Origin of the sequence: Caballeronia sp. NCF2 (genome assembly GCF_023631205.1) — a bacterium.
In the GTDB taxonomy this organism is placed as follows: Bacteria; Pseudomonadota; Gammaproteobacteria; order Burkholderiales; family Burkholderiaceae; genus Caballeronia; species Caballeronia zhejiangensis.
This window is the reverse complement of the sequence record NZ_JALQDN010000043.1, coordinates 1-21,699: the sequence shown is the minus strand read 5'-3', so window position 1 is coordinate 21,699 and position 21,699 is coordinate 1. Positions and strand designations below refer to the sequence as shown.

The 21,699-nt window shown below is 64.4% G+C and carries 19 protein-coding genes; 5 read left to right on the top strand and 14 right to left on the bottom strand.

Annotation, left to right across the window (positions count from 1 at the left end):
- Positions 1 to 7 precede the first annotated feature (7 nt).
- The 3 genes from NCS02_RS14445 to NCS02_RS14435 all read right to left on the bottom strand — a co-directional run bounded on the left by NCS02_RS14445 (position 8) and on the right by NCS02_RS14435 (position 1,542).
- A complete protein-coding gene (locus tag NCS02_RS14445) occupies positions 8 to 715 on the bottom strand; it encodes an SDR family oxidoreductase (protein ID WP_250502694.1) in 708 nt (235 codons plus the stop codon).
- A gap of 81 nt (positions 716 to 796) precedes the next feature.
- Entirely contained in the window at positions 797 to 1,225 is a 429-nt protein-coding gene (locus NCS02_RS14440) for a MarR family winged helix-turn-helix transcriptional regulator (RefSeq protein ID WP_033536665.1), read from the bottom strand.
- 32 nt (positions 1,226 to 1,257) lie between these two features.
- The gene (locus NCS02_RS14435) at positions 1,258 to 1,542 is read right to left on the bottom strand and encodes a hypothetical protein (protein WP_175982935.1); all 285 of its coding nucleotides are present in this window, start codon (positions 1,540 to 1,542) and stop codon (positions 1,258 to 1,260) included.
- On the opposite strand from NCS02_RS14435, the gene NCS02_RS14430 reads away from it, so the two are divergent.
- Positions 1,515 to 2,669, top strand: coding sequence for a branched-chain amino acid ABC transporter substrate-binding protein (locus NCS02_RS14430; protein WP_008354116.1), 1,155 nt, complete (start codon positions 1,515 to 1,517; stop codon positions 2,667 to 2,669). The genes NCS02_RS14435 and NCS02_RS14430 overlap by 28 nt on opposite strands.
- 36 nt (positions 2,670 to 2,705) lie before the next feature.
- Here the strand turns inward: NCS02_RS14430 and NCS02_RS14425 are convergent, their stop codons facing one another.
- The 5 genes from NCS02_RS14425 to NCS02_RS14405 all read right to left on the bottom strand — a co-directional run bounded on the left by NCS02_RS14425 (position 2,706) and on the right by NCS02_RS14405 (position 6,935).
- Entirely contained in the window at positions 2,706 to 3,164 is a 459-nt protein-coding gene (locus NCS02_RS14425) for a hypothetical protein (RefSeq protein ID WP_051079078.1), read from the bottom strand.
- 21 nt (positions 3,165 to 3,185) lie between these two features.
- Complete coding sequence (locus NCS02_RS14420; RefSeq protein WP_008354118.1) at positions 3,186 to 3,401, bottom strand: hypothetical protein; 216 nt, start codon at positions 3,399 to 3,401, stop codon at positions 3,186 to 3,188.
- A 215-nt stretch (positions 3,402 to 3,616) separates the two neighbouring features.
- Positions 3,617 to 4,288 (bottom strand): response regulator, encoded by a 672-nt coding sequence (locus tag NCS02_RS14415; RefSeq protein ID WP_008354119.1) that lies wholly within the window; start codon positions 4,286 to 4,288, stop codon positions 3,617 to 3,619.
- On the bottom strand, positions 4,285 to 5,769 hold the full coding sequence (locus tag NCS02_RS14410; RefSeq protein ID WP_250523215.1) for a sensor histidine kinase: 1,485 nt from the start codon (positions 5,767 to 5,769) through the stop codon (positions 4,285 to 4,287). Before NCS02_RS14410 ends, NCS02_RS14415 begins: the two co-directional genes overlap by 4 nt.
- A gap of 254 nt (positions 5,770 to 6,023) precedes the next feature.
- A complete protein-coding gene (locus tag NCS02_RS14405) occupies positions 6,024 to 6,935 on the bottom strand; it encodes a LysR substrate-binding domain-containing protein (RefSeq protein ID WP_034473137.1) in 912 nt (303 codons plus the stop codon).
- 130 nt (positions 6,936 to 7,065) lie between these two features.
- Between NCS02_RS14405 and NCS02_RS14400 the strand changes: the two genes are divergently transcribed.
- The 3 genes from NCS02_RS14400 to NCS02_RS14390 all read left to right on the top strand — a co-directional run bounded on the left by NCS02_RS14400 (position 7,066) and on the right by NCS02_RS14390 (position 10,709).
- A complete protein-coding gene (locus NCS02_RS14400; protein ID WP_008354122.1) occupies positions 7,066 to 8,220 on the top strand; it encodes a methionine aminotransferase in 1,155 nt (384 codons plus the stop codon).
- A 22-nt stretch (positions 8,221 to 8,242) separates the two neighbouring features.
- Positions 8,243 to 9,025 carry an ABC transporter substrate-binding protein gene (locus NCS02_RS14395; protein WP_008354124.1) on the top strand — a complete coding sequence of 261 codons (783 nt, stop codon included), beginning with the start codon at positions 8,243 to 8,245 and terminating at the stop codon, positions 9,023 to 9,025.
- A 94-nt stretch (positions 9,026 to 9,119) separates the two neighbouring features.
- Positions 9,120 to 10,709 (top strand): DHA2 family efflux MFS transporter permease subunit, encoded by a 1,590-nt coding sequence (locus NCS02_RS14390; RefSeq protein ID WP_008354125.1) that lies wholly within the window; start codon positions 9,120 to 9,122, stop codon positions 10,707 to 10,709.
- A gap of 21 nt (positions 10,710 to 10,730) precedes the next feature.
- Here the strand turns inward: NCS02_RS14390 and NCS02_RS14385 are convergent, their stop codons facing one another.
- The 3 genes from NCS02_RS14385 to NCS02_RS14375 all read right to left on the bottom strand — a co-directional run bounded on the left by NCS02_RS14385 (position 10,731) and on the right by NCS02_RS14375 (position 16,569).
- Entirely contained in the window at positions 10,731 to 11,234 is a 504-nt protein-coding gene (locus NCS02_RS14385) for a DUF29 domain-containing protein (protein ID WP_250459182.1), read from the bottom strand.
- A gap of 27 nt (positions 11,235 to 11,261) precedes the next feature.
- On the bottom strand, positions 11,262 to 14,948 hold the full coding sequence (locus NCS02_RS14380) for a DUF748 domain-containing protein (RefSeq protein WP_250502692.1): 3,687 nt from the start codon (positions 14,946 to 14,948) through the stop codon (positions 11,262 to 11,264).
- 157 nt (positions 14,949 to 15,105) lie between these two features.
- A complete protein-coding gene (locus tag NCS02_RS14375) occupies positions 15,106 to 16,569 on the bottom strand; it encodes a DUF1254 domain-containing protein (protein WP_250436328.1) in 1,464 nt (487 codons plus the stop codon).
- A 412-nt stretch (positions 16,570 to 16,981) separates the two neighbouring features.
- On the opposite strand from NCS02_RS14375, the gene NCS02_RS14370 reads away from it, so the two are divergent.
- Positions 16,982 to 19,225: a heavy metal translocating P-type ATPase gene (locus NCS02_RS14370; protein ID WP_250502691.1), complete on the top strand. Its 2,244-nt coding sequence runs from the start codon at positions 16,982 to 16,984 to the stop codon at positions 19,223 to 19,225.
- Here the strand turns inward: NCS02_RS14370 and NCS02_RS14365 are convergent.
- The 3 genes from NCS02_RS14365 to cdhC are packed head-to-tail and all read right to left on the bottom strand — an operon-like array spanning position 19,165 to position 21,565.
- The gene (locus NCS02_RS14365) at positions 19,165 to 19,647 is read right to left on the bottom strand and encodes a thioesterase family protein (RefSeq protein ID WP_175982930.1); all 483 of its coding nucleotides are present in this window, start codon (positions 19,645 to 19,647) and stop codon (positions 19,165 to 19,167) included. The two genes, NCS02_RS14370 and NCS02_RS14365, sit on opposite strands and share 61 nt — an antisense overlap.
- A 20-nt stretch (positions 19,648 to 19,667) precedes the next feature.
- Entirely contained in the window at positions 19,668 to 20,615 is a 948-nt protein-coding gene (locus NCS02_RS14360) for an L-carnitine dehydrogenase (protein ID WP_250502689.1), read from the bottom strand.
- Between the two features lie 20 nt (positions 20,616 to 20,635).
- A complete protein-coding gene (cdhC, locus tag NCS02_RS14355; RefSeq protein ID WP_008354133.1) occupies positions 20,636 to 21,565 on the bottom strand; it encodes a 3-dehydrocarnitine:acetyl-CoA trimethylamine transferase CdhC in 930 nt (309 codons plus the stop codon).
- Between the last annotated feature and the right edge of the window lie 134 nt (positions 21,566 to 21,699).

Sequence of the window (21,699 nt, the reverse complement as noted above, 5' to 3'; positions counted from 1 at the left end):
CCTCCGATCAGCGCGGAATGCCGGTGAGGTAGATAGGGGCGTCGGTCGACAGCGATTGCTTGACCGCGCGCCCGGTGTCATCGACGAGCACTTCTTCCTGATTCTTCTCCACCGCCGCCAGCACTTCGCGCACGACATGTTCCGGCGTCGATTTCGGCGCGGTGACTTGCGCGGTCATGTCGGTATCGATGTAACCGGGATGCGCCGCCACGACGAGCGTGCCCTGCTCGCGCAATTCCTCGCGCAGGGCGTTCGTGGCCGCCCACGCCGCCGCCTTCGAGATGTGATACGCGCCACCCGCCGGCAACGAGACCCAGCTCAGCACCGAAAGAACGTTGATGACCGCGCCGCCGCCGCTCTTCTTCAGCACGGGCGCGAATGCCTGCGTGAGCGCGATGGGGCCGAACGTGTTGATTTCGAGCAGATCGCGAATGCCTTGCGTCGATGCCGGATCGACGAGCAAGCCGCGCGTCGTCACGCCCGCGTTGTTGACGATCACTTGGACGTCGGTGTAGGTCGCCGCTGCTTCCGCGATGTCGGCGGCGTTCGTCACGTCGAGGCGGATCGCTTCGACGCCCGGAATGTCGACGCTCTTCGGATCGCGCGCGGCCGCATAAACCTTCGCCGCGCCCGCTTCGATCAACGACTTCGCAAATTGCTTGCCGAGCCCGCGATTGGCGCCGGTGACGAGTACCACTTTTCCTTTGACCTGCATGATCTGCTCCGCTTGATTGTGCATATGCACTAATGCCGATGAATAAAAGGCTCGCACGCGGCGAGCCAGCGCTTGATCAACTCACTCCATCGTCGTCAATTCGAACAGCGACTGGCGCAATGCCTTCGCGCGTTTCTCGCCGAACTTCGTTTCGAATTCCGCCTGCGCCGCGCGCCATTGCGCCGCTGCCTTCACGAGCGTTTCCTTGCCGGTTGCCGTGAGACGCAAGCCGACGGCGCGCGAACTCGCCGATTCCTGCGCCGCTTCGACGAGACCGTCGCGCTGCAAGGGCTTGAGCGCACGCACGAGCGTCGTGCGGTCCATCACCATCGAATCGGCGAGTTCGAGCATCTGCACGCCGGGCTTGCGCCCGATCGCCGCGAGAATCGTGAACTGCGCCGCCGTGATGCCCGCTACGCTCAAATGCCGCTCGTACATTTGCGACACATAACGCGCCGCCTGACGGATCGCAAAACAGTTGCAGTCGAGAGGAGAAGAGTTGGAAGTCATGCCACGCAGAATATTTGTGCATATGCACTTTGTCAAGCGGCGGGATTCAATCGGCCCGATAGCAGCGTCTCGCGGATGGTCGGGAATCGTCGCGCGCGGCGCGTCGGCGAAACGCCCGAAGCCGCCATGGGGTTGAGATCGCGGCGTATCGGGCCTATGCCGAAATCCGCATCGGACGCGCGACTAAACACCAAGACGCGCCGAAATTGGCTCCCTACATTTCGCTTGTCCGATGCCAGGGCGTTCCATTCGATTTCGATTTGCCAGATCAAAAAGGAGAGGGAAAACCATGCGCTTCCGTACCAGACCTTTGGCATGGCTCGTGGCGTGCGCCGCGGCCACGCTCGGCGCCGTGCCTTTTGCCGCGAGCGCCGACGAACTTCCGGTGAAAGTGGGTTTCGCCGCGCCGCTGACCGGCGCGAACGCGGGTTACGGGAAGGATCTCCAGAACGGCGTGCAGCTCGCGCTCGATGAAGCCAACGCGAAAAAGATCACGATCGGTGGCAAGACGGCCAAGTTCGAGATCCGCGCGGAAGACGATCAGGCCGATCCGCGCGTCGGCGTGCAGGCGGCGCAGAAGCTCGTCGACGATGGCGTGGTCGTCGTCGTCGGACACTTCAATTCGGGCACGACGCTGCCCGCATCGCCGATCTACAACAACGCCGGCATCCCGACGATCGATCCCGCCGCGACCAATCCGACCATCACGACGCGCGGCCTCGCGAACATGTTCACGGTGATTTCCAGCGACGCGCAGAACGCGGGCAACGCCGGCGTCTACGCGGTGACGACGACGAAGGCGAAGCGCATCGCGATCATCGACGATCGCACGGCCTTCGGTCAGGGCGAGGCCGACGAGTTCGAGAAGGCGGTGAAGGCGAAAGGCGGCACGATCGTCACGCGCGAATACAGCGACAATCAGACCGTCGATTTCAGCGCGCAACTGACGCGCATCAAGTCGACCAACGCGGATCTGATCTTCTTCGGCGGCCTCGACCGGCAGGCGGCGGCGGTCGTCAAGCGGATGAAGCAGCTCGGCATGAACGCGCAGTTCGTGGGCGGCGGCGGCGTGATGGACGCGGATTTCCTCAAGCTCGCCGGCGACGCCGCCGAGGGCGCGCAGGCGTGGGAATACGGCAGCCCGCTCGACAAGCTGCCCGAAGGCAAGGCATTCAGCGAGAAGTTCCAGAAGCGCTTCGGCGTCGCGATCCTGTCGTATGCGCCGTTCGGCTACGACGCCGCGTGGGCCGCGATCAACGCGATGCAGAAAGCCAATTCCATCGATCCGAACGTGTACCGGCCGGTGCTGAAGACCAACAAGTTCGACGGCATCACGGGGCCGATCGCGTTCGACGACAACGGCGCGTTGAAGAACGCATCGTCGACGCTGTATCAGGTGAAGAACGGGCAGTGGGAATCGGTCGTGACGAAGCACGGCATGTGATCGAAACGCTTCGCGCGGCCGCCCGCGCGAAGCGTTTCAATGCGTGGGCGAATCGCTCGGGCGCGGCAACGTCGCGATGAAACGTTCGAGATGCTCGTTGCATTCGATGACCGCTGAAAGACGCACTTCTCTCATCTGCCGGTCGTGCTCGTTGATCACCGCAGTGAGCCGCGGCACCGCAGTCGCGGGAAGGCGCCAGTCGCCGACCGTCAGGCCGCGGTCGAGCAACGCGAGCACGTCGCCCTGCACTTCATCGAGCGTCGCGCGGTCCAGAATGCCGAAGCCCGCCTCGGTCAAGAGTCCAGACAGCAGCACGGCCTGCGCGATGCACTGCGCCTCGATCAGACTCGCCCGGCCACGCTTGACCGATTCGAGTGCGATCCGGCATTGAAGGATGACTTTGTCCGCCTCGACGCGCGGCATCGGCAGCCAGTAGATTCTGGCGTTCCGGTCTCGCGACGGTTTCGGGAGCCTTCGTATTTTCGTGTTCGACATCGTCTCGACTCCTCGTGGCGTTCAATCGACAAGCAGAAGACAAGCCAGCGAAACGAAACACAGAAGCGCGCTGAGACAGAAGAACCGGTCGGATTTCGCCAGCGGTCCGCGCGGCGTCTGCGGCAAGGGCGCGTCGTCCCGGATGATTCTCAAGACCGCGACGTACTCCACGATCGAACAGCACAGCATGACCGCCGCTGCGAGCAGGAAAGCAACAACCAGAATGTTGATCGACATAACTTCATGCACCCCCGATAGTGGTCGCAATGGTCCGGCGCGCCATGTCAAGAAGTGAAACGCGATTCACGCGCACATGACGTCCGACTGTTCCGGTCAGCGCATCATTCGCGCTTGTCGCGGAACATGAAACGCATCCTAGCCGCTCGAATCTTTCACGGCGCTATCGCGCGTGCTACGCATATCTAAGTATTGTCACCGAGCGCACACATCGATCATTCTTCGCGTGCGCGCAGGATATAGCCGAGACCGCGCAACGTCATGATCTGCGCGTTCGTTTCGGCCAGCCGCTTGCGCAAGCGATGAATATAGATGTCGATGGCATCGGCGCTGGCGACATCGTCGAGACTGAAGATGCATTCCATCAGCATCGACTTCGACACGGTCTTGTCCTGCCGCAGGATCAGCGCCTCGAGAATCGCGTGCTCGCGACGTCGCAGCGAAATGGGCGCGCCCCGATAGCTGAACTCGCGCGTGGCGAATGCATACCGGAGATCGCCGCACATCAGCGCGACGGCTTTCTGCGCGCTCTGACGACGCACCAGAGCCTTGATGCGGGCCACCAGTTCACGCGCATCGAAAGGCTTGACGACGAAATCGTCCGCGCCCGCTGCGAAGCATTCCACCTTGTCCTCGATCGATCCGTGCGCGGTCAGCATCAGTACGGGCACGGTGTCGCCGCGGCGCCGCAGCCGTCCGAGCAGTTCCTTGCCGCTCATCGCGGGCAGGCGCATGTCCAGCAATACGACATCGTAGGTGCATTGATTGAGGATCGACGTGGCGCATTCCGCGTTCGGCACATGATCGACGATGAAAGAATCCGCCTTCAACAGACTCACGATCCAGTGCGCCAGCTCGGCGTTGTCTTCGACGAGCAGCAGCTTCATCGGATGTCCCCGCCGGACCATGCGGGCAGCCTGACCGACACGGACAATCCTGCACGCGCGTAGCCCGCCCCGAGCGTGACGGTGCCGCCGTGGCGCAGCGCGATCTCCCGCACGATCGGCAGCCCGAGCCCGGTGCCATCGGTAAAAGCAGACGCGCGATAGAAGCGCTCGAACACATGCGCGCGTGCCTCGGCGGAAAGCCCCGGACCGTTGTCGACCACCTGCAACAGAACCTGCTCGTGCGAACGCCTGACGATCACGGTGACGCGCCCGCCCGGCTGCGTGTAGCGAATGGCGTTGTCGACGAGGTTCGACACGAGCGCGGACAGCAGCGCCGCGTTGCCCGCCACCATCGTGCCCGGTTCGGTTTCTGCGCCAAGGTCGATATCACGCCGCTGCGCCAGCACGATCAGTTCTTCGAGCACGGACTCGACGACATCCGTCATGTCCGTCATCGTTCGTATGGGTTCGGGCGTGGACTCTGCCTGCGCGAGCATCAGCAGTTGCTTCGTTACGGCTTTCATCTTTTTCATGCTCCGGCCCGCGCTCTTGAGCGCGATCTCGCATGCGCGCTCGCCGCCGCAGTTCAGGCAAGCGTATTGGATCTGAGTGTCGAGAAGCGTGAGCGGCGTGCTGAGCTGATGCGCCGCATCGGACACGAAATCGCGCTGTGTCCGCGCGTGATGCCTGACTTGCGCGATGCATTGATTGAGGGCGTCGACGATCGGCCGGAGTTCGCGTGGCAAAGCTTGCGCGCGCATCGGATCGATTTCCAGCGGCGAGCGCCCGGCGAGGTCGTCCTTGAGGCGCATCAGCGGACGGAGCGCGGCCGCGAGACCGAGCGGAACGAGCGCGGCGACCAGCGCGAGCATCACGCATGCGCGCAGCAACTGCGGGCGCCATAGCTGATCGCGCATGGCATGCCGCGAAGCCCGCGTCTTGGCGACGATGACCCGCGCCGCCACCGCCTTGCCGTCATCGAACAGAAAACGCGGATAAGAGATGGCGCGAACCTTCGTACCCTCGAACTCGGCGTCGAAATAAACGGCATGTGAGCTTTCGCGCTCGGGCATCGGAAGCTCCGGCCTGCCGCCGAGCAATCGGCCGCGTTCGGCGACGACCTTGTAATACACGCGATCCCGATATGGCGACTCGAACATTTCGAGGGCCCCTGGCACGATCTTGACGGTGAGTTCGCGATCGGACCACTCGATGCCATCGCCGATGGTCCGTGCGGAGGCAAGGAGCGCCGCGTCCTCCATCATGTCCGCCGTGCGGCACGCGGAATCGTACGAAGCGATCGATGTAATCAGCACGAAAAGGGCGAGCGGCGCGAGCAGCCAAAGAAGCAGGCGTATGCGCAGGCTCGTCCGTCCGCATCTCGCGAACCGCGCGCACGCCGGCCGCAGCGGACGTTTCAGATTTTCGGCAGACGTGGCTTCGCCGGATTGCCGGTGTCCGTTGATTTCACGCCCGGGCATAGGCACTCGCGCTCGGGCCGTATGAAGCGAAGGATCTGAGTCGCACCCAGGCATCTCCGTCTGTTCGCAGGCGGCGGCTGTCGCAGCCTGTCATCTTTTGTGTGCGGATTGTAGTGGGTCGAATCCTTCGCAGTTCTTTCGCAGATTCCTATTCTTAATACGGAGTTTCCATGAGTCGAAGAAACTCAAACATCGGCCGTTTAGGAATAGTTCTACGCTCTGCAGGATGTGCTTAACCCATAACCCGCAGCGGATCAAAGATTGCGACGAAGATTTTCACGCGTGTGCGCCGCCTCATCGGCAAGCCATTGCGCGAACTGCTGCAACGCGGGCGACGGCGCGGGCCGCTCCGGATACACGAGGTAGTACGCCGCGCCGCTCGGCACGCACAGCGAAAACGGCGCGATGACGCGCCTGGCGCGCAGGTCTTCTTCGATCAGCGAGAGGTCGCCGATCGTCACGCCCAAACCCTGCATCGCCGACGAAATCGCCAGATCGAGCGTGTCGAAATGCTGCGCTTTCGTCGACGGCAGGCCGGCGTAACCGTAAGCGCCGAGCCACAGTAGCCAGTCGCGGCGGTCGCGCGTGGGATGCAGCAGCGTTTTCCCGGCGAGATCGTCGGGTGTTGGCGAGGCGTTCTTCTTAGGCTTCCACAATTCAGGCGCGCAAACCGGCGTCAGCACTTCATCGAAAAGATGATGCACGCTCGCGCCCTTCCCCGACGGCGCCGCGCCGAAGACGATCGCTGCGTCGAACTGCTCCGCGCTGAATTCGACGCCATGCGCCACCGACGCCGTCACTTCCACGACCAGTTCGGGCCGCTCGTTCTGCAGGCGGATCACGCGCGGCAGCACCCAGCGCATCGCGCAGGTCGGGCACTTCACGCGCAGAATGCCGGATTGCGCGCCGCCTTTCGCGAGGGCATCGTCGATCTGTCCGAACGCCTGCTGCAACGGCGCGACCAGCAACGCGCCGTGATGCGTGAGCGCGAGCCCGCGCGCCTGCCGCGTGAAAAGCGCATAACCGAGATGCGCCTCCAGCCCGGCGATCTGACGGCTGACCGCGCCCTGCGTCACGTTCAGCACCTCGGCCGCGCGCGTGAAATTCAGTTTCTGCGCCACCACCAGAAAGGTTTTGAGCACGTCGAGGGAAGGCAGGGGTTTCATCGGGTTTTTGACATGTAGCCATGATCTGCAAGCATGGCTAGTATGACAAAGTTTCGATTGTCCGCGCTTTATTGCTGCGGTTGAATCGACGGCAGATTTTCGTCGAACCGCAATTCCGGAGACATCCGCCGTGCAAAGCGCCTGCATTCCCGAGTCGAAGCTGCCGAACGTCGGCACGACCATTTTTACCGTCATCGGCCAGTTGGCCGACGAGCATCACGCGCTCAACCTGTCGCAAGGCGCGCCGAACTTCGCGTGCGATTCGAAGCTCATCGAAGGCGTCGAGCGAGCCATGCGGGCAGGACATAACCAGTACTCGCCGATGTCCGGCGTGCTCGCGCTTCGCGAAGCAATCGCCGTGAAAACGCAGAAGCTCTACGGCGCAACCTACGATCCGGGCACGGAAGTCACCGTCGTCGCGAGCGCGAGCGAAGGCCTGTACGCGACGATCAGCGCGCTCGTGCATCCCGGCGACGAAGTGATTTACTTCGAACCATCGTTCGACAGTTACGCGCCGATCGTGCAGTTGCAGGGCGCGAAGCCCGTCGCGATCAAGCTCTCGCCGCAGGATTTCCGCATCGACTGGGACGAGGTCGCCGCCGCGATCACGCCGAAGACGCGCATGATCCTCGTCAACACGCCGCACAACCCGACGGGCAGCGCGTTCACATCCGCCGACGTCGAGCGGCTCGCGGCGCTCACGCGCGACACGAAGATCATCGTGCTGTCGGACGAAGTCTACGAGCACGTCGTATTCGACGGCGCGCTGCATCACGGCATGGCGCGTTATCCGGCGCTGGCCGAGCGCAGCGTCATCGTGTCGTCGTTCGGCAAGTCGTATCACGTAACGGGCTGGCGGGTCGGCTACTGTCTCGCGCCCGCCGCGCTGACGGCGGAAATCCGCAAGATTCACCAGTTCATGACCTTCTCCGCCGATACGCCGATGCAAATGGCCTTCGCCGAAGCGCTCGCGGATGAATCGAGCTATCTGAATCTCGGGCCGTTCTATCAGCACAAGCGCGATCTGCTCGCGGAATCGCTGAAAGCATCGCGCTTCGAGTTGTTGCCGAGTGCGGGCAGTTTCTTCATGCTGGCGCGTTACGACGCGATTTCCGATCAAGGCGACAGCGATTTCGTGCTGCGCCTGATTCGCGAGGCGCGCGTCGCGACGATTCCGCTGTCGGCGTTCTATACCGACGGCACCGACAACCGCGTGATCCGTCTTTCGTTCGCGAAGGACGACGACACGCTCATCGAAGGCGCGCGCCGCCTTTGCTCGATCTGACGATTTCCTGGAGACCAACACGATGAAACTGAACCACATCGCCAGCGCGCTGTTCCTCGCATGCACGTTCACGAGCGGCGCCGCGCTTGCCGCCGATACGCTGCGCTTCGGCCTCGAAGCGCAATATCCGCCGTTCGAATCGAAATCGTCGACGGGCGAGTTGCAAGGGCTCGACATCGACGTCGGCAATGCCGTGTGCGCCGCCGCGAAAATGCAGTGCAAATGGGTCGAGACCTCGTTCGACGGCCTGATCCCCGCGCTGCAGGGCCGCAAGTTCGACGCGATCAACTCGGCGATGAACGCGACCGAGCAGCGCCGCCAGGCGATCGATTTCACGACGGTCGTGTATCGCGTGCCGACGCAGCTCATCGCGAAGAAGGGCAGCGGCATCGAGCCGACGTCGGCATCGCTGAAGGGCAAGAGCGTCGGCGTGCTGCAAGGCTCGATTCAGGAGACGTTCGCGAAGGCGCACTGGGAAAACGACGGCGTGAAGGTCGTGCCGTATCAGGATCAGAACCAGGTCTACGCCGATCTGAAGTCCGGCCGTCTCGACGCGACGCTCGTGCTCGCGCCCGCGGGACAGAGCGGCTTCCTGTCGAAGCCGGACGGCGAAGGCTTCGCGTTCGCCGGTGCGCCCGTGCGCGACGACAAAATTCTCGGCAGCGGCATCGCCTATGGCATCCGCAAGGGCGACGATGCGCTCAAGACCAAGCTCAACGCGGCGATCGAGAAGGTCAAGGCGGACGGCACCATCGACAAGTACGCAAAGAAGTATCTGGGCGATATCGATATTTCGGCGAAGTAAGCAGCTTTTTTTGAGCGCAGGCACACTGGCGGCTTGATCTTTTCCGGCCGCCAGCCGCGTCTTGCAAGCTGGCGGCCTCAAGCATGGAAGCCGCATGAGCACGCCGACGACGCCCAAACCCGCCGCCGCACCGTCACCCTCACCGTCCGCGCCGCCGCCGCTCGAAGGCGGCAAGCTCGTTCTCGCCACCTTCGCGGTGGCGCTCGCGACGTTCATGAACGTGCTGGATTCGTCGATCGCCAATGTCGCGATCCCGACGATCTCCGGCAATCTCGGCGTGTCCGTCAACGAGGGCACGTGGGTTATCACCGTGTTCGCGGCGTCGAACGCCGTCTCCATTCCGCTGACCGGCTGGCTCACGCAGCGGCTCGGGCAGGTGCGTCTTTTCGTCGGCGCGATCCTGATGTTCGTGCTGTCGTCGTGGCTGTGCGGGCTCGCGCCGAATCTGCCGGTGCTGCTCTTCGCGCGCGTGTTGCAGGGCGCGGTCGCCGGGCCGCTGATTCCGCTGTCGCAGGCGATCCTGCTCGGCTCGTATCCGAAAGAGAAGGCGTCGATGGCGCTCTCGCTGTGGGCGATGACCGCGACCGTCGGCCCGATCGCCGGTCCCGCGCTCGGCGGCTGGATCACGGACAGCTATTCGTGGTCGTGGATCTTCTATATCAACATTCCGGTGGGCATCTTCGCGGCGGGCGTGACGTGGATCATCTACCGCGACCGCGAATCGCCGACGCGCAAGGCGCCGATCGACGTGATCGGTCTTCTGCTGCTCGTCTCGTGGGTCGCTTCGCTGCAGATCATGCTCGACAAGGGCCGCGATCTCGACTGGTTCTCGTCGCCGCTGATCGTCGTGCTGGCGATCGTCGCGGTGATCGCGTTCGCGTTCTTCGTCGTGTGGGAGCTGACCGACAAGAATCCCGTCGTCGATTTGCGGCTTTTTGCCGGGCGCAATTTCTTCGGCGGCACGGTGGCGATTTCGGTCGCGTACGGCGTGTTCTTCGGCAATCTCGTGTTGCTGCCGCAATGGATGCAGCAGTATCTGAATTACCGGTCGATCGACGCCGGGCTCGTCACCGCGCCGCTCGGCATTTTCGCCGTGATCCTCGCGCCGATCATGGGCAAGGTGCTGCCGCGCAGCGACGCGCGCATCATCGCGACGGCGGCGTTCGTCGGCTTCGCGTTCGTGTTCTGGCTGCGCTCGAAGTACGTGATCGAGATCGATACGTGGCATCTCGTCTTGCCGACGCTGCTGCAAGGCATTCCGATGGCGATGTTCTTCGTGCCGCTCACGGCGATCGTGCTATCGGGCTTGCCGCCGTCGAAGATTCCGGCGGCGGCGGGGCTGTCGAATTTCGCGCGGGTGTTTTGCGGCGCGGTAGGAACGTCGCTCGCGGGCAACGCGTGGGACAACCGCATCGCGCTGCATCACGAGCGGCTCACCGAGCAGGCGAATGTCTACAATCCGGCGTTTTTGCAGTCGCTCGGGCTATCGCAATCGACGCTCGACGTGAGTGAAGCGCAGGCGCGCGGCATGTTCAATTTCACCGTCAACTCGCAAGCCGCGATGATGGGACTCAACGATATCTTTCTGATCTCGGCGGTGATCTTCATTCTGATCATTCCGCTGATCTGGATTACGAAGGTGGCGAAGGGCGGGGGTGGCGGGGCGGCGTCGGGGGCGCATTGAATGATGCTCGCGCCCCGGGTGCTATTCGGGCAGAAAGCCCTCCTCCAGCACTGACGACATCGGCCATGGACAGCTTGCGGGGAACGTATCGAAGTCGATACCTGTCTCCGCTTCGGCCTGAGTCCGCGCTTTCGACCAGACCAAGTCGAGCCACTGAACATCATCGAAGCGTCGCCGCAAGCTCGGTGCTTCATTCAACACGAACAACGCCTCCCTTCGCTGCGTGCGAATGGTACTCGTCCAACTCCGGCTTCGGCGCTCCGGCTGAAATTGCCATTTGAGCAAATGCGCGAGCAGTACCGCCAATCTGCTTCGCAGCTCGCGTGATTCAGTTTTTGCCACGTCCTCGATTTCCTCAGCGATATGCTCGATATCGATGGACGCAAATTTCCCCGCACGCAGCAGCGCCGCCTGTTCCCAGGCCCACGCCACCACGTCCTTCTCATAAGGCGTTCCCATCGGCTGACTCCCGTTCTCTTCATCGTTCCCGGTGTCGCCGATATTAGTTTGCATTCCTTTGTTCATCCAGATCGTCCGTTTGGCCAACGCTCGTCACTTCAGCCCCAGTTCGACGCGCGAACCCGCGCCCTTGTCCTTGATGTCGTCCGCGTTCAACTTCGGCGCGACGACGAAAATCCGTTTGCTGTCGATTTTCCCGTCGAAATATTCCTGCACCGCCTGCGCGCGACGCTGCGCCAGATCGCGCAACGATCCTTCGTCGACCGGTGCGTTCTTCGTGAGCGCGGCTTTCATGTCCTCATCGGGCACCGACTTCGTCATGCCGATGAAGTTCGTCGGCTTCTTGAAATCGGCCGACTTGTACGCCTTCGTCAGATACTTGTCGTAGTCCGCGTCCGTCACCTTGATCGCGTTCCAGTCGACGTTCTCGCCATTGCTCGACATGTCGCGCACCTTCGCGCGCTTCACCTGTTGATCGAGCCACGCGGAACGCAACGCCGGCTCGTCCGTCTTCGGATCGACGCGGCCCGTCACGTCCAAGCGCACCGACGGCTTGTCCGCCAGCGCCTTCGCGATCGTATCGAGCTTCTTCTGCGCGGCATCGTTCAGCGTGGCCGAGCCCGCATCGAATTCGATGTAGTTGAGATCCTCGCCGCCGCCGCCGCCGAACGCATGCGCGAGCAGCGTGAACGGCGCGGTCACCGCCTTCTGCACCAGATTCACGATAGCCTGCCACACGAGCCCACCGATCGAAAACTCGGGATTGTCCAGCGAGCCGGAAATCGGAATATTGACATCGATCTCGCCGCGCGAATTCTTCAGCAGCGACACCGCGAGCCGCACCGGCAGCTTCGTCGCCGTCGGATTGTCGACGTGATCGCCGAACGTCAACTGATCGATGAACAAGTGATTGTTCGCCGTGAGCTTGTTGTCGGCGAGCATGTAATGCAGATCGACGTTGAGCTTGCCCTTCGTGATCGGATAACCCGCGTACTTCGACGAATACGGCGTCAGATTCGTCAGCTCGACGCCATGCGCGCTCGCGGTCAGATCGAGCGCGGGTTTCTCGATGAGCGGATTCACCTGCCCCTTGATCGAGACCGGCCCGTTCGCCGCGAGTTTCGCCGACACGTCGACGGGCGCGGACGTGGTCGAATGCGTGCCGAACGCGCCGATCGTCCCGTTGATCGCAACGAGATTCGCGGTGTAGTTCGGCTTGATGAAGTTATCGGTGTAAGTGACGCGGCCGTCCTGCAGCACGAGCTGGCCGAAGCGCATGTTGACCGGCGGCCCCGACGGCTTCGCCGCCGTCTTCACCGGCACCGTCGCGCTCGCAGCGGCCGGCGCGGACGCGCCCTCTTCCTTCGCACGGTCGCGCGTCACCGATTGCGGGCCGTTGTCGCCGGCCACGACGCTCTTGAGGTTCAACCTGCCCTGCGCGTCGAGCAGCACCCGACCGTAGAACTTGGCGAAGGTCACGCGCGCCGCTTCGACATCGGTGCCGCGCTCGCTGTAGTCCGCCTTCACGTTCGAGAGCGAGAGCAGCTTCCAGCCGGCGAAGCGGTCGGAGGTCGCCTTGTCGAGCATGCGTACGTCCGTCAGCGACACGTCGCCCTTATAGGACGCCGCGAGCGTCTTGCCGCTGCCCGACATCGCGACGTCGCCGTTCGCGTTCAGATACGCGCTCGTCACGTCGATGTTGAGCATGTCGCCGAAATACGGCTCGAACGCGGAGGCGTCGACCTGATCGCCCTTGACGTGCAACGCGAGCTTGAGCGGCGACACCGTGACGTTGCCGCCAATCGCGAGCGCCCCCTTGCCGTTCAGCGTCAGCTTACCGTCGACGGCGAGCGGTTTCGTCAAATCGTCGCCGAACTGCCTGACGTTGAGCGCGAGCGGCGCGACGCGCAGCTTGACCGGCTTCGTCGTGGTTTCATCGGTGATATTCGCCGATGCATCGGCGAGCGCGATCTCGCCGATCCGATACCGCCACGCCGGCCCCGCCGCCTGCGCCTTCTGGATCCTGCGCGTCGCCGACTGCTCGGGCGCGGCTTCGTGCGGCGCGGCGAGCGCGGCCAGATCGATGCTGCCGTCCTTGCGGCGCGTCGCATCGAGCGCGAGGCCGTTCAATTGCACGCTGTCGAGCGTCGCGTTGCGCGCGGACACATCGACCTTGGCGATCTTCGCCGTCGCCGACGCCAGCTTGATCGGCACGCCGCCGCCCGCGTTGGGCGCGAGCGTGAGCGCATCGAGCTTCACATCGCCCGCGCCGATTTGCACGCCGCCATCCGCCTTGCTCCAGTCGACCGACACCGGCAGATTCGCGCCGAGCGTGCCGCTCGTCACGCGCGCGGCCACCATGTTCGCGAGATACGGCTGCAACGGCGGCAGCGCCAACGCGCTCAGCGCGAGCTTTGCGTCCGCCGTTTTCGTGGCGAGCGTCACGTTGCCCGATGCATCGAGCGCGCCGCCCTTGTCGAATGCCGTCTTGAGCGTGTATTTCGCGGGCGTTTTGGCAAGCGTCGAGAAATCGTCGAGCGTCACGGCGAAGCCGGTCAACGCGGCCTCAACACGCTGTTTGAGCAACTGGTCGTCGAGCGCGATCCGGCCGTCTTCAATCGCGAGGTGGCGAATCGCCAGATCGAGCGGCGGCGCTTCCTTCTTGACTTCCTCCGCTGAAGGCTTCGGCGCGGGACCGGCCAGCTTCTGCACGTTCAGTTGACCCGTCGAATCGCGCGCGAGATGGACATCCGGATTCGACAGCGTCACTTCGTCGAGGTGATAGACATCGCGCAGCGGCTCGGCATTCGCGATCTTCACGTGCAGCGCGCGGGCCGCGATGAGCGGCGCGCTCGCCTTGTCCGTCACCGCGAGATCGGCGAGCTCGGCGGTGCCGTCGATGCGGATCGTCGGGGTATCGCCCGAGATCGCGAAGCGCACGTTGAGATCGGTCGAGAGCTTGCCGCTCTTCACCGCGACCGGCACCGACGCCGGCGCGTAAGACGCCATCTGCGGCACGTCGAGGCCGTCGAGCGTGAGCGCGATTTCCGATTCGCGCGACTGCGCAAACGGCTTCGTGCGGCCCTTCACGACGAGCGGCGAGCCGTCGATGCGGGCCTGCAACAGCGGCGTCACGAAGATATCGGTGGCGGACGGCAGCGTCGCGATGAACGGAATGCCGAGCGCGAAACGGTCGACGACGTGCTTCGTTCTCAGAAGCCTGTCATCGAACGTGATCTGGCCGTTTTCGAGCTGAATGTTCGATACCGAGAAGCGCGCAGGCTTGTCCGAAGGCGGCGACGATGGCTTCGCGAACTTCGCGATCAGATCGGAGAAATTGAAATGCTCGCCGTCGAAACGCACGACGCTGATACGCGGCGAATCGATCTTCAGTTCGTTGACGACCGGCGCGAGTTTGAACACCGACGCCCACGACGTACGCACGACGAGCCTCGACACATCGACGAAACCGGCCGCCGCGCCCGGCGCCTTCGCGAGATTCGCGGGCGATTCGCCGATATGGACGTCATCGGCTTCCAAATCGAGCGTGTACGGATTGAGCCAAATACGCCTGATGCTGACGGGCCGGTCGAGCTGCTTTGCGAGCTGTTGCTCGGCGATATGTCGGATAACCGGCGGCGCGACGAAGAACCCGAGCACGCCGATAACGAGTATCGCGATCAGCAAGCCGATGAAAAAGCGCCGCGTGCGCCGCGCGTGAACGACGCCGCGCAGCGTCTGCCCGGCGGAGGCGAGAGAAGACTTCGTGATGCTCGACATTCGATGCGCGACGACGAGCCGCCGTCCCCGGAAAGATGATGTTCGAGTATACGACGATGCGACCCGCAAACGTTCGCCAAAGCGTGCGTCAAACGCATGAAGGCCGCGAAAAAATCGCGGCCTTCATGTTCGATTCAACTGTTTGCGCGCAGCGGAATCACTGCCGTTCGACTGACGGCGGCGCCCACGAGCCGTCGCTCGCCTGCGGCTTGGGCGCATAAAGACGCATCGTGAGCTGGAACTGGCCTTCGGGCGCGGGCAGCCAATTCGCTGTCTGCGCGCGGCCCGGCGACTTCGCCGACACGATCACGTCGATGGAGCCATCGCGATTCTTCTTCAGCCGGTCGCGATCGGAAAGCGAGAGCCGCGGCAGTTTCGCATCCGAGAGCGCCCCGTCCTTCGTGTAGGCGGTCAGGGTCCAGAAGCCGCGCACCGGCGGCAGTTGCTCGGGCTCGAAGTGCAGCGTGTACGCGTTCGCGCCGTCGAGTGCGTGGCCTTCGCTGTCCACGTGCGTCACCGGCTTCACTTCGCCTTCCTTCGTGCTCGTCGCGGTCTGCCGGCGCGCAAGATAGGCGCGCAACGTGTAATCCGTACCGTAGACGCCGACGCCATCGCCGAACCAGGTCCAACCGTTCTTCGTGATCGCGTTGGGCGGCGTCGTCTCGAGCCGCTCGCGTGCATCGGCGAGACCGGAATCGAGCAGCGGTGCGTCGGTCTTCTTGAACTGCACCGGCTCGCCCGGCTTCACGCCGAGATCGGCGAGCTGGCTGATCGCGTGACTGTCGTCGGTGGCGGCGGGATTGTCGTCGAGCGAGCGGGCGAGGCGCGCGAAGAACGCGTTCGCATCGAGCGCTTCGGCCTGCGCGCCCGGCGCGATCGTCGCCAGCGCGGATGGCAGCGGCGGCACTGCGGGTTGCTTCGCGCCGTTCGCGGGCCACGCGCCGGAGACGACCGGCGTCGGATCGGCGGCGGAGCCTTTCGCGGGCGTCAGCGTGTCGATTCGCATCGCGGTCTGCAGCTTGCGCGCTTCGCGCACGTCGCGCGCGCCGTTCACGCGCACGCGCACCGAAAGCCACACGTAACGTGTGCGCGTTTCGACGCGCGTCGCGTTCGCGGGCAGCGTGCCGGTCCAGCCAGCGGGCACGAACGCGATGAGCTGCATCTTCGGATAGGGCGTCGTGTCGGCGCTGGAATAGAGTGCGTTGGTCCACGCATCGAACGCGCGGGCGTCGAGATAGCGGCCGCGCGGCGCGGCGGGCAGCGTGACGATCACCGGATCGGCGGACACATCGAGCCATGCCGACGATTCGAGCGTGTCGACGCTCGCCCAGCCCGGCGCGCCGGCGGGCGGCAGCGCGCTCGCGTGACGGAAGGTGTTGAGCGGCGTCTGGCCGGGCTGCCCGGCGCGGCCGCTGGCGCGTTCGCGCGCGATATCCGACGCGACGAGCGGAAAGCCGAAGGTATAGGCATCGGCGACCTGATTCTTCACCCAGCCCGTGCTGGTCGCCTTGGCTTCGGGCTGCTTGGTCGCACAGCCCGAAAGGACCGCCATGCCGGCGAGACTCACGCTCATCCAGATTGCGGTGTTGAGCGGAAACGTCCAGCGTCGCTTGTTCTTCATTCGAATGGAAATCCAGTTCTTCTTTCGATTTGGGTTCTCGCACGCATCTTCGTAGGAGCGATGCGCGGCACGCTCGGAAGCGTATCGGCGCCGCTGCCACTCCCCGCGCGGCGCGCCACGAGCGTTATCTCGAAATTCGGGTTTTAACTTATCCGCTGACGATAGGCAAGATTAAGTCAGCAAAAGCGCTGCGGCATGCCGAAGAATGCACCAGATGCCGGTCAAAAGCACTGAATGGCGCGCTTTTCGTCCTTCGAATACGGTCTTCTCGCAGCATTTTTCGCTCCCGCGCGGCGGGACTCGACATTGCACGACGCGCTTCATTCAGGCCTTGACCTTCCAGTCATTGGAAGGTCGATACTGTTCCTTATGTGGGATCTTCGCGATCCCGGCCAGAACGGAGCGTTTCGATATGTCCACAGCAGCATCCGACCATCCGCGGACCGCTGAGTTGTCCGTCAGCGGGATGACGTGCGCGTCGTGCGTCGCGCGCGTCGAGAAAGTGCTTAAACGCGTGCCGGGCGTCGAAAGCGTCGCGGTCAATCTCGCGACCGAGAAGGCGACCGTGCACGCGAGCGCCGCCGTCACCGACGATCAGCTCGTCGCCGCCGTCGCCAAAGCCGGCTACGAGGCCGCGCCGATCCTGCCCGACGCCGCGCCGGAGCTCGCCGTTTCCTCCGGATTCGATCGCGAGCTCGCGGCTGTGCTCGCGTCCGCCGTGCTCACCGTGCCGCTGCTCGCGCCGATGTTCGGCCTCACGCTCGACCCGTGGCTGCAACTCGCGCTCGCGAGCGTCGTGCAGTTCGGCTTCGGCGCGCGTTTCTATGCGGGCGGCTATCGCGCGGTGCGGGCGTTCGCGGGCAACATGGATCTGCTCGTCGCGCTCGGCACGTCGGCGGCGTGGGGCTTGTCCGTCTGGCAGATGTTCGCGCACGGCGGCATGACGGAGCATCTGTTCTTCGAGGCGTCGGCGGTCGTCATCACGCTGGTGCGCTTCGGCAAATGGCTGGAAGCGCGCGCCAAGCGCCAGACCGCCGACGCGATCCGCGCGCTCAACGCGCTGCGGCCCGACAAGGCCCGCGTGCGCGACCGCGACGATCCGGCGCGCGAACGCGAAGTGCCGCTCGCTCACGTGCGTATCGGCGATATCGCCATCGTGCGGCCGGGCGAGCGCGTGCCGGTGGACGGCATCGTGCGCGAGGGCCGCACGCACATCGACGAATCGCTGATTACCGGCGAAAGCCTGCCGGTCGCGAAGGAACCCGGCGCGCGCACGACCGGCGGCTCGATCAACGGCGAAGGCGCGATCGCGATCGAAACCACGGCGATCGGCGCGGAAACGACGCTCGCGCGCATCATCCGGATGGTCGAATCGGCGCAGGCGGAGAAGGCGCCGATCCAGCGGCTCGTCGATCGCGTATCGGCGGTGTTCGTGCCGGCAATTCTCGCGATCGCGCTCGTCACGCTCATCGGCTGGCTGCTGCACGGCGCCGATGCAGAAACGGCGCTGCTGAACGCGGTCGCGGTGCTCGTGATCGCGTGCCCGTGCGCGCTCGGCCTCGCGACGCCGACCGCGATCATGGCCGGGACCGGCGTCGCGGCGCGTCAGGGCATTCTCATCAAGGACGCGCAGGCGCTCGAACAGGCGCACGCGATCAAGATCGTCGCATTCGACAAGACCGGCACGCTGACGGTCGGCAAGCCGGGCCTCGTCGCGTTCGATGCCGCGCCGGGGCAGGATCGGAGCGCAGCGCTCGGACTCGCCGCCGCCGTGCAGCGCATGAGCGAGCATCCGCTGGCGAAGGCCGTCGCCGCCGCCGCGAGCCACGCACCGCGCTTCGAGGCGAGCGCGGCGCGCGCGGTCGCCGGACGGGGCGTGGAGGCGAACGTCGGCGCGCGGCGCATCGCGATCGGCAGTGCGCGCTGGGTCGCGGAACTGGGTTTTGACGTGCCGCCGACGCTCGCCGCTCGCGCTCGCGAACTCGAAGCGCAAGGGAACACGATCTCGTGGCTGATCGATCTCGACGGAGAAGTCCTCGCGCTGCTCGCGTTCGGCGATACCGTCAAGCCGACCGCGCGCGATGCAATCGAACGTCTTGCGCGCATGGGCGTGAAGAGCGCGCTCGTCACCGGCGACAACGAAGGCAGCGCGCAAGCCGTCGCGCGCGCGTTGGGTATCGCGCCGGAACGCGTGTTCGCGCAGACCTTGCCCGACGACAAGGCGCGCGTCGTCGCGCAACTCAAGGCGTCGAACGAAGGCATCGTGGCGATGGCCGGCGACGGCATCAACGATGCGCCCGCGCTCGCCGCCGCCGATATCGGCATCGCGATGGCGAGCGGCACCGACGTCGCGATCGAGGCGGCCGGCATCACGCTGATGCGCGGCGATCCGGCGCTCGTCGCGGACGCGATCGATATTTCGCGGCGCACGTATCGCAAGATTCAGCAGAATCTGTTCTGGGCGTTCGTCTACAACCTGATCGGCATTCCGCTCGCGGCGTTCGGCCTGCTCGATCCGATGTTCGCGGGCGCGGCGATGGCGTTTTCGAGCGTGAGCGTCGTCACGAACGCGCTCTTGCTGCGGACGTGGCGCGCTCAGGCCGGCGCGGCCGCTGACGAAGCGCGCGCCGGCAAGCCGATCACGCGGCCCGCGTAACGCGCGTCCTTCGGCGCGACCGCAGGTTCGGCGGCGATGCGCGCGGCGATGTCATCATCGAACGATGCGGATTTCGGCGCGCCGCTCGAATCGATGTGCATCAGCATCTGCTCGCACGCGCAAACGGCTTCCGTCGCGTCGCCTTCGAACATCTCCATATAGAGATGCACGCGCTTTTTGTCATGCGCGATCACGCGCCACTCGACGCGCACCGGCGCGCCCTCCTTGATCTCGCGCAGATACGTGACATGCGCTTCGAGCGTGTAGAGCGTGCGCTGGCGTGCGCGGCGGCCCGCGTCGTCGAGACCGATGCGGTCCATGAAGGCATCGGTCGCGAGGCTGTAGATCAGCATGTAGAACGCGTCGCGCAGATGGCCGTTGTAGTCGACCCATTCGGGTTTGACGGTGTCGCGATAGGTCATCGTGGTGCCTTGCGGTTCCGTTAGTCTTCGATCCCGTGACGCGCTTTCGCCTGCGCGATCGCCTCGATCACGCTCGCGATGCAGTCGTCGCGATAACGCTCCAGTTCCTTGATGCCGCGTCCGTTCGTCTGATTCGACGTACCGTCGACGACGCGGTCGATGAGTTCGTCGGTCAGTTTCGGCGCGACGAGTTTCGTCCACGGCAATTCGAGCGCGGGGCCGAACTGCTGCATGAAGTGTCGCATGCCCGCTTCGCCGCCCGCCAGCGTGTAGGTCAGGAACGTGCCCATGAACGACCAGCGGATGCCCGCGCCGTAGCGGATGGCGTCGTCGATTTCGCCGGTTGTCGCGACGCCGTCGTTGACGAGATGCAGCGCCTCGCGCCAGAGCGCTTCGAGCAGCCGGTCCGCGATGAAGCCGGGCACTTCCTTCCTCACGCGCAAGGGCCGCATGCCGATGGACGCGTAGAAGCGCATCGCGGCATCGATCGCTTCGCCGGATGTCGCTTCGCCGCCGAGCACTTCGACGAGCGGCAGCAGATACACCGGATTGAACGGATGCCCGACGACGCAGCGCTGCGGATTCACGGCGCGCGCGTAGAAGTCGGTCGGCAGAAGGCCGGACGTCGACGACGCGATGATCGCATCGGGCTTCGCCGCGCGGCTCGCGCGTTCGTGCAGCGCGAGCTTGAGTTCCTCGCGTTCGGGCGCGCTTTCCTGGATGAAGTCGGCATGGGCGACGCATTCCTCGACGGTATCGACGAAGCGCAATCGTTGTTGCGACGCGCCCGGCGCCAGTCCGACGCGCTCGAGCGCCGGCCACGCGTTCGCGACGTTCGCGCGCAGTTGCGCTTCGGCGCCGGGCGCGGGATCCCACGCGGTGACGTCGAGTCCTGCTCCGAGGGCGCGCGCCACCCAGCCGCTGCCGATCACACCCGCGCCGAGCGCGGCGAATTGCTTGACTTGCATGTCTTCGTGTCCTTGTCGGTTCAGGCGAATTGTTCCGCGATGCGTTTTTCCAGCAGGCGTTCGCCGCGCGCCGGGAGGCCGAGCTTCTTGCGGCCTTCCGCGGGCGTGAGCGCGCGTGCGCCGAGCCGCTCGATGATTTCCACCGCGCGCTGGACGAGCGCGCCGTTGGTCGCGTGCACGCCGCGATCGAGCCACAGGTTGTCTTCGAGACCGACGCGCACGTGTCCGCCGAGGAGCATCGCTTGCGCGACCATCGGCATCTGCATGCGGCCGATGCCGAAGCCGGCCCAATGCGCGCCGGGCGGGAGGTTATCGACCATGGCTTTCATCGTGCCGGTGTCGGGCGGTGCGCCCCACGGAATACCCATGCACAGTTGAAAGAGCGGCGGGTTGTCGAGCAGGCCTTCTTTCAGAAGTTGATTGGCGAACCACAGATGGCCCGTGTCGAAAATTTCCAGTTCGGGCTTCACGCCGAGTTCCTGGATGCGTTTGGCGCCGGCGCGCAGTTGCGCGGGCGTCGATACGTAGATGTAGTCGCCGTCGCCGAAATTGAGCGTGCCGCAGTCGAGCGTGCAGATTTCGGGCAGCAGTTCTTCGACGTGCGCGAGGCGCGTGAGGCCGCCGACGAGGTCGGTGCCTTTGCCGAAGCGCATCGGGTCTTCGCCGGCGCCGATTTCCAGGTCGCCGCCCATGCCTGCGGTGAGGTTGATGATCACGTCCGTGTCCGATGAGCGGATGCGGTCTACCACTTCGCGGTATAGCGCGGGGTCGCGGCTGCCTCTTCCTGTCTTCGGGTCGCGAACGTGGCAGTGGGCGACGGTGGCGCCCGCGCGGGCCGCTTCTATCGCTGCTTCGGCTATTTGCTTCGGCGTGACTGGGATGGAAGGGTGCTTGCCGGTCGTGTCGCCAGCGCCGGTTACTGCGCAGGTCACTATCACTTCGTAGTTCATTTTCGATGTCCTTTAGGGTTCCTGTATTTTTTCTTCGGCTTTCGTTAAGTCCTGATTTCGCGTCGGTCTATTAGCACTGCCCCTGTGCGGGGCGGCACTCACTTTCTTTGCTGCTGCAAAGAAAGTAAGCAAAG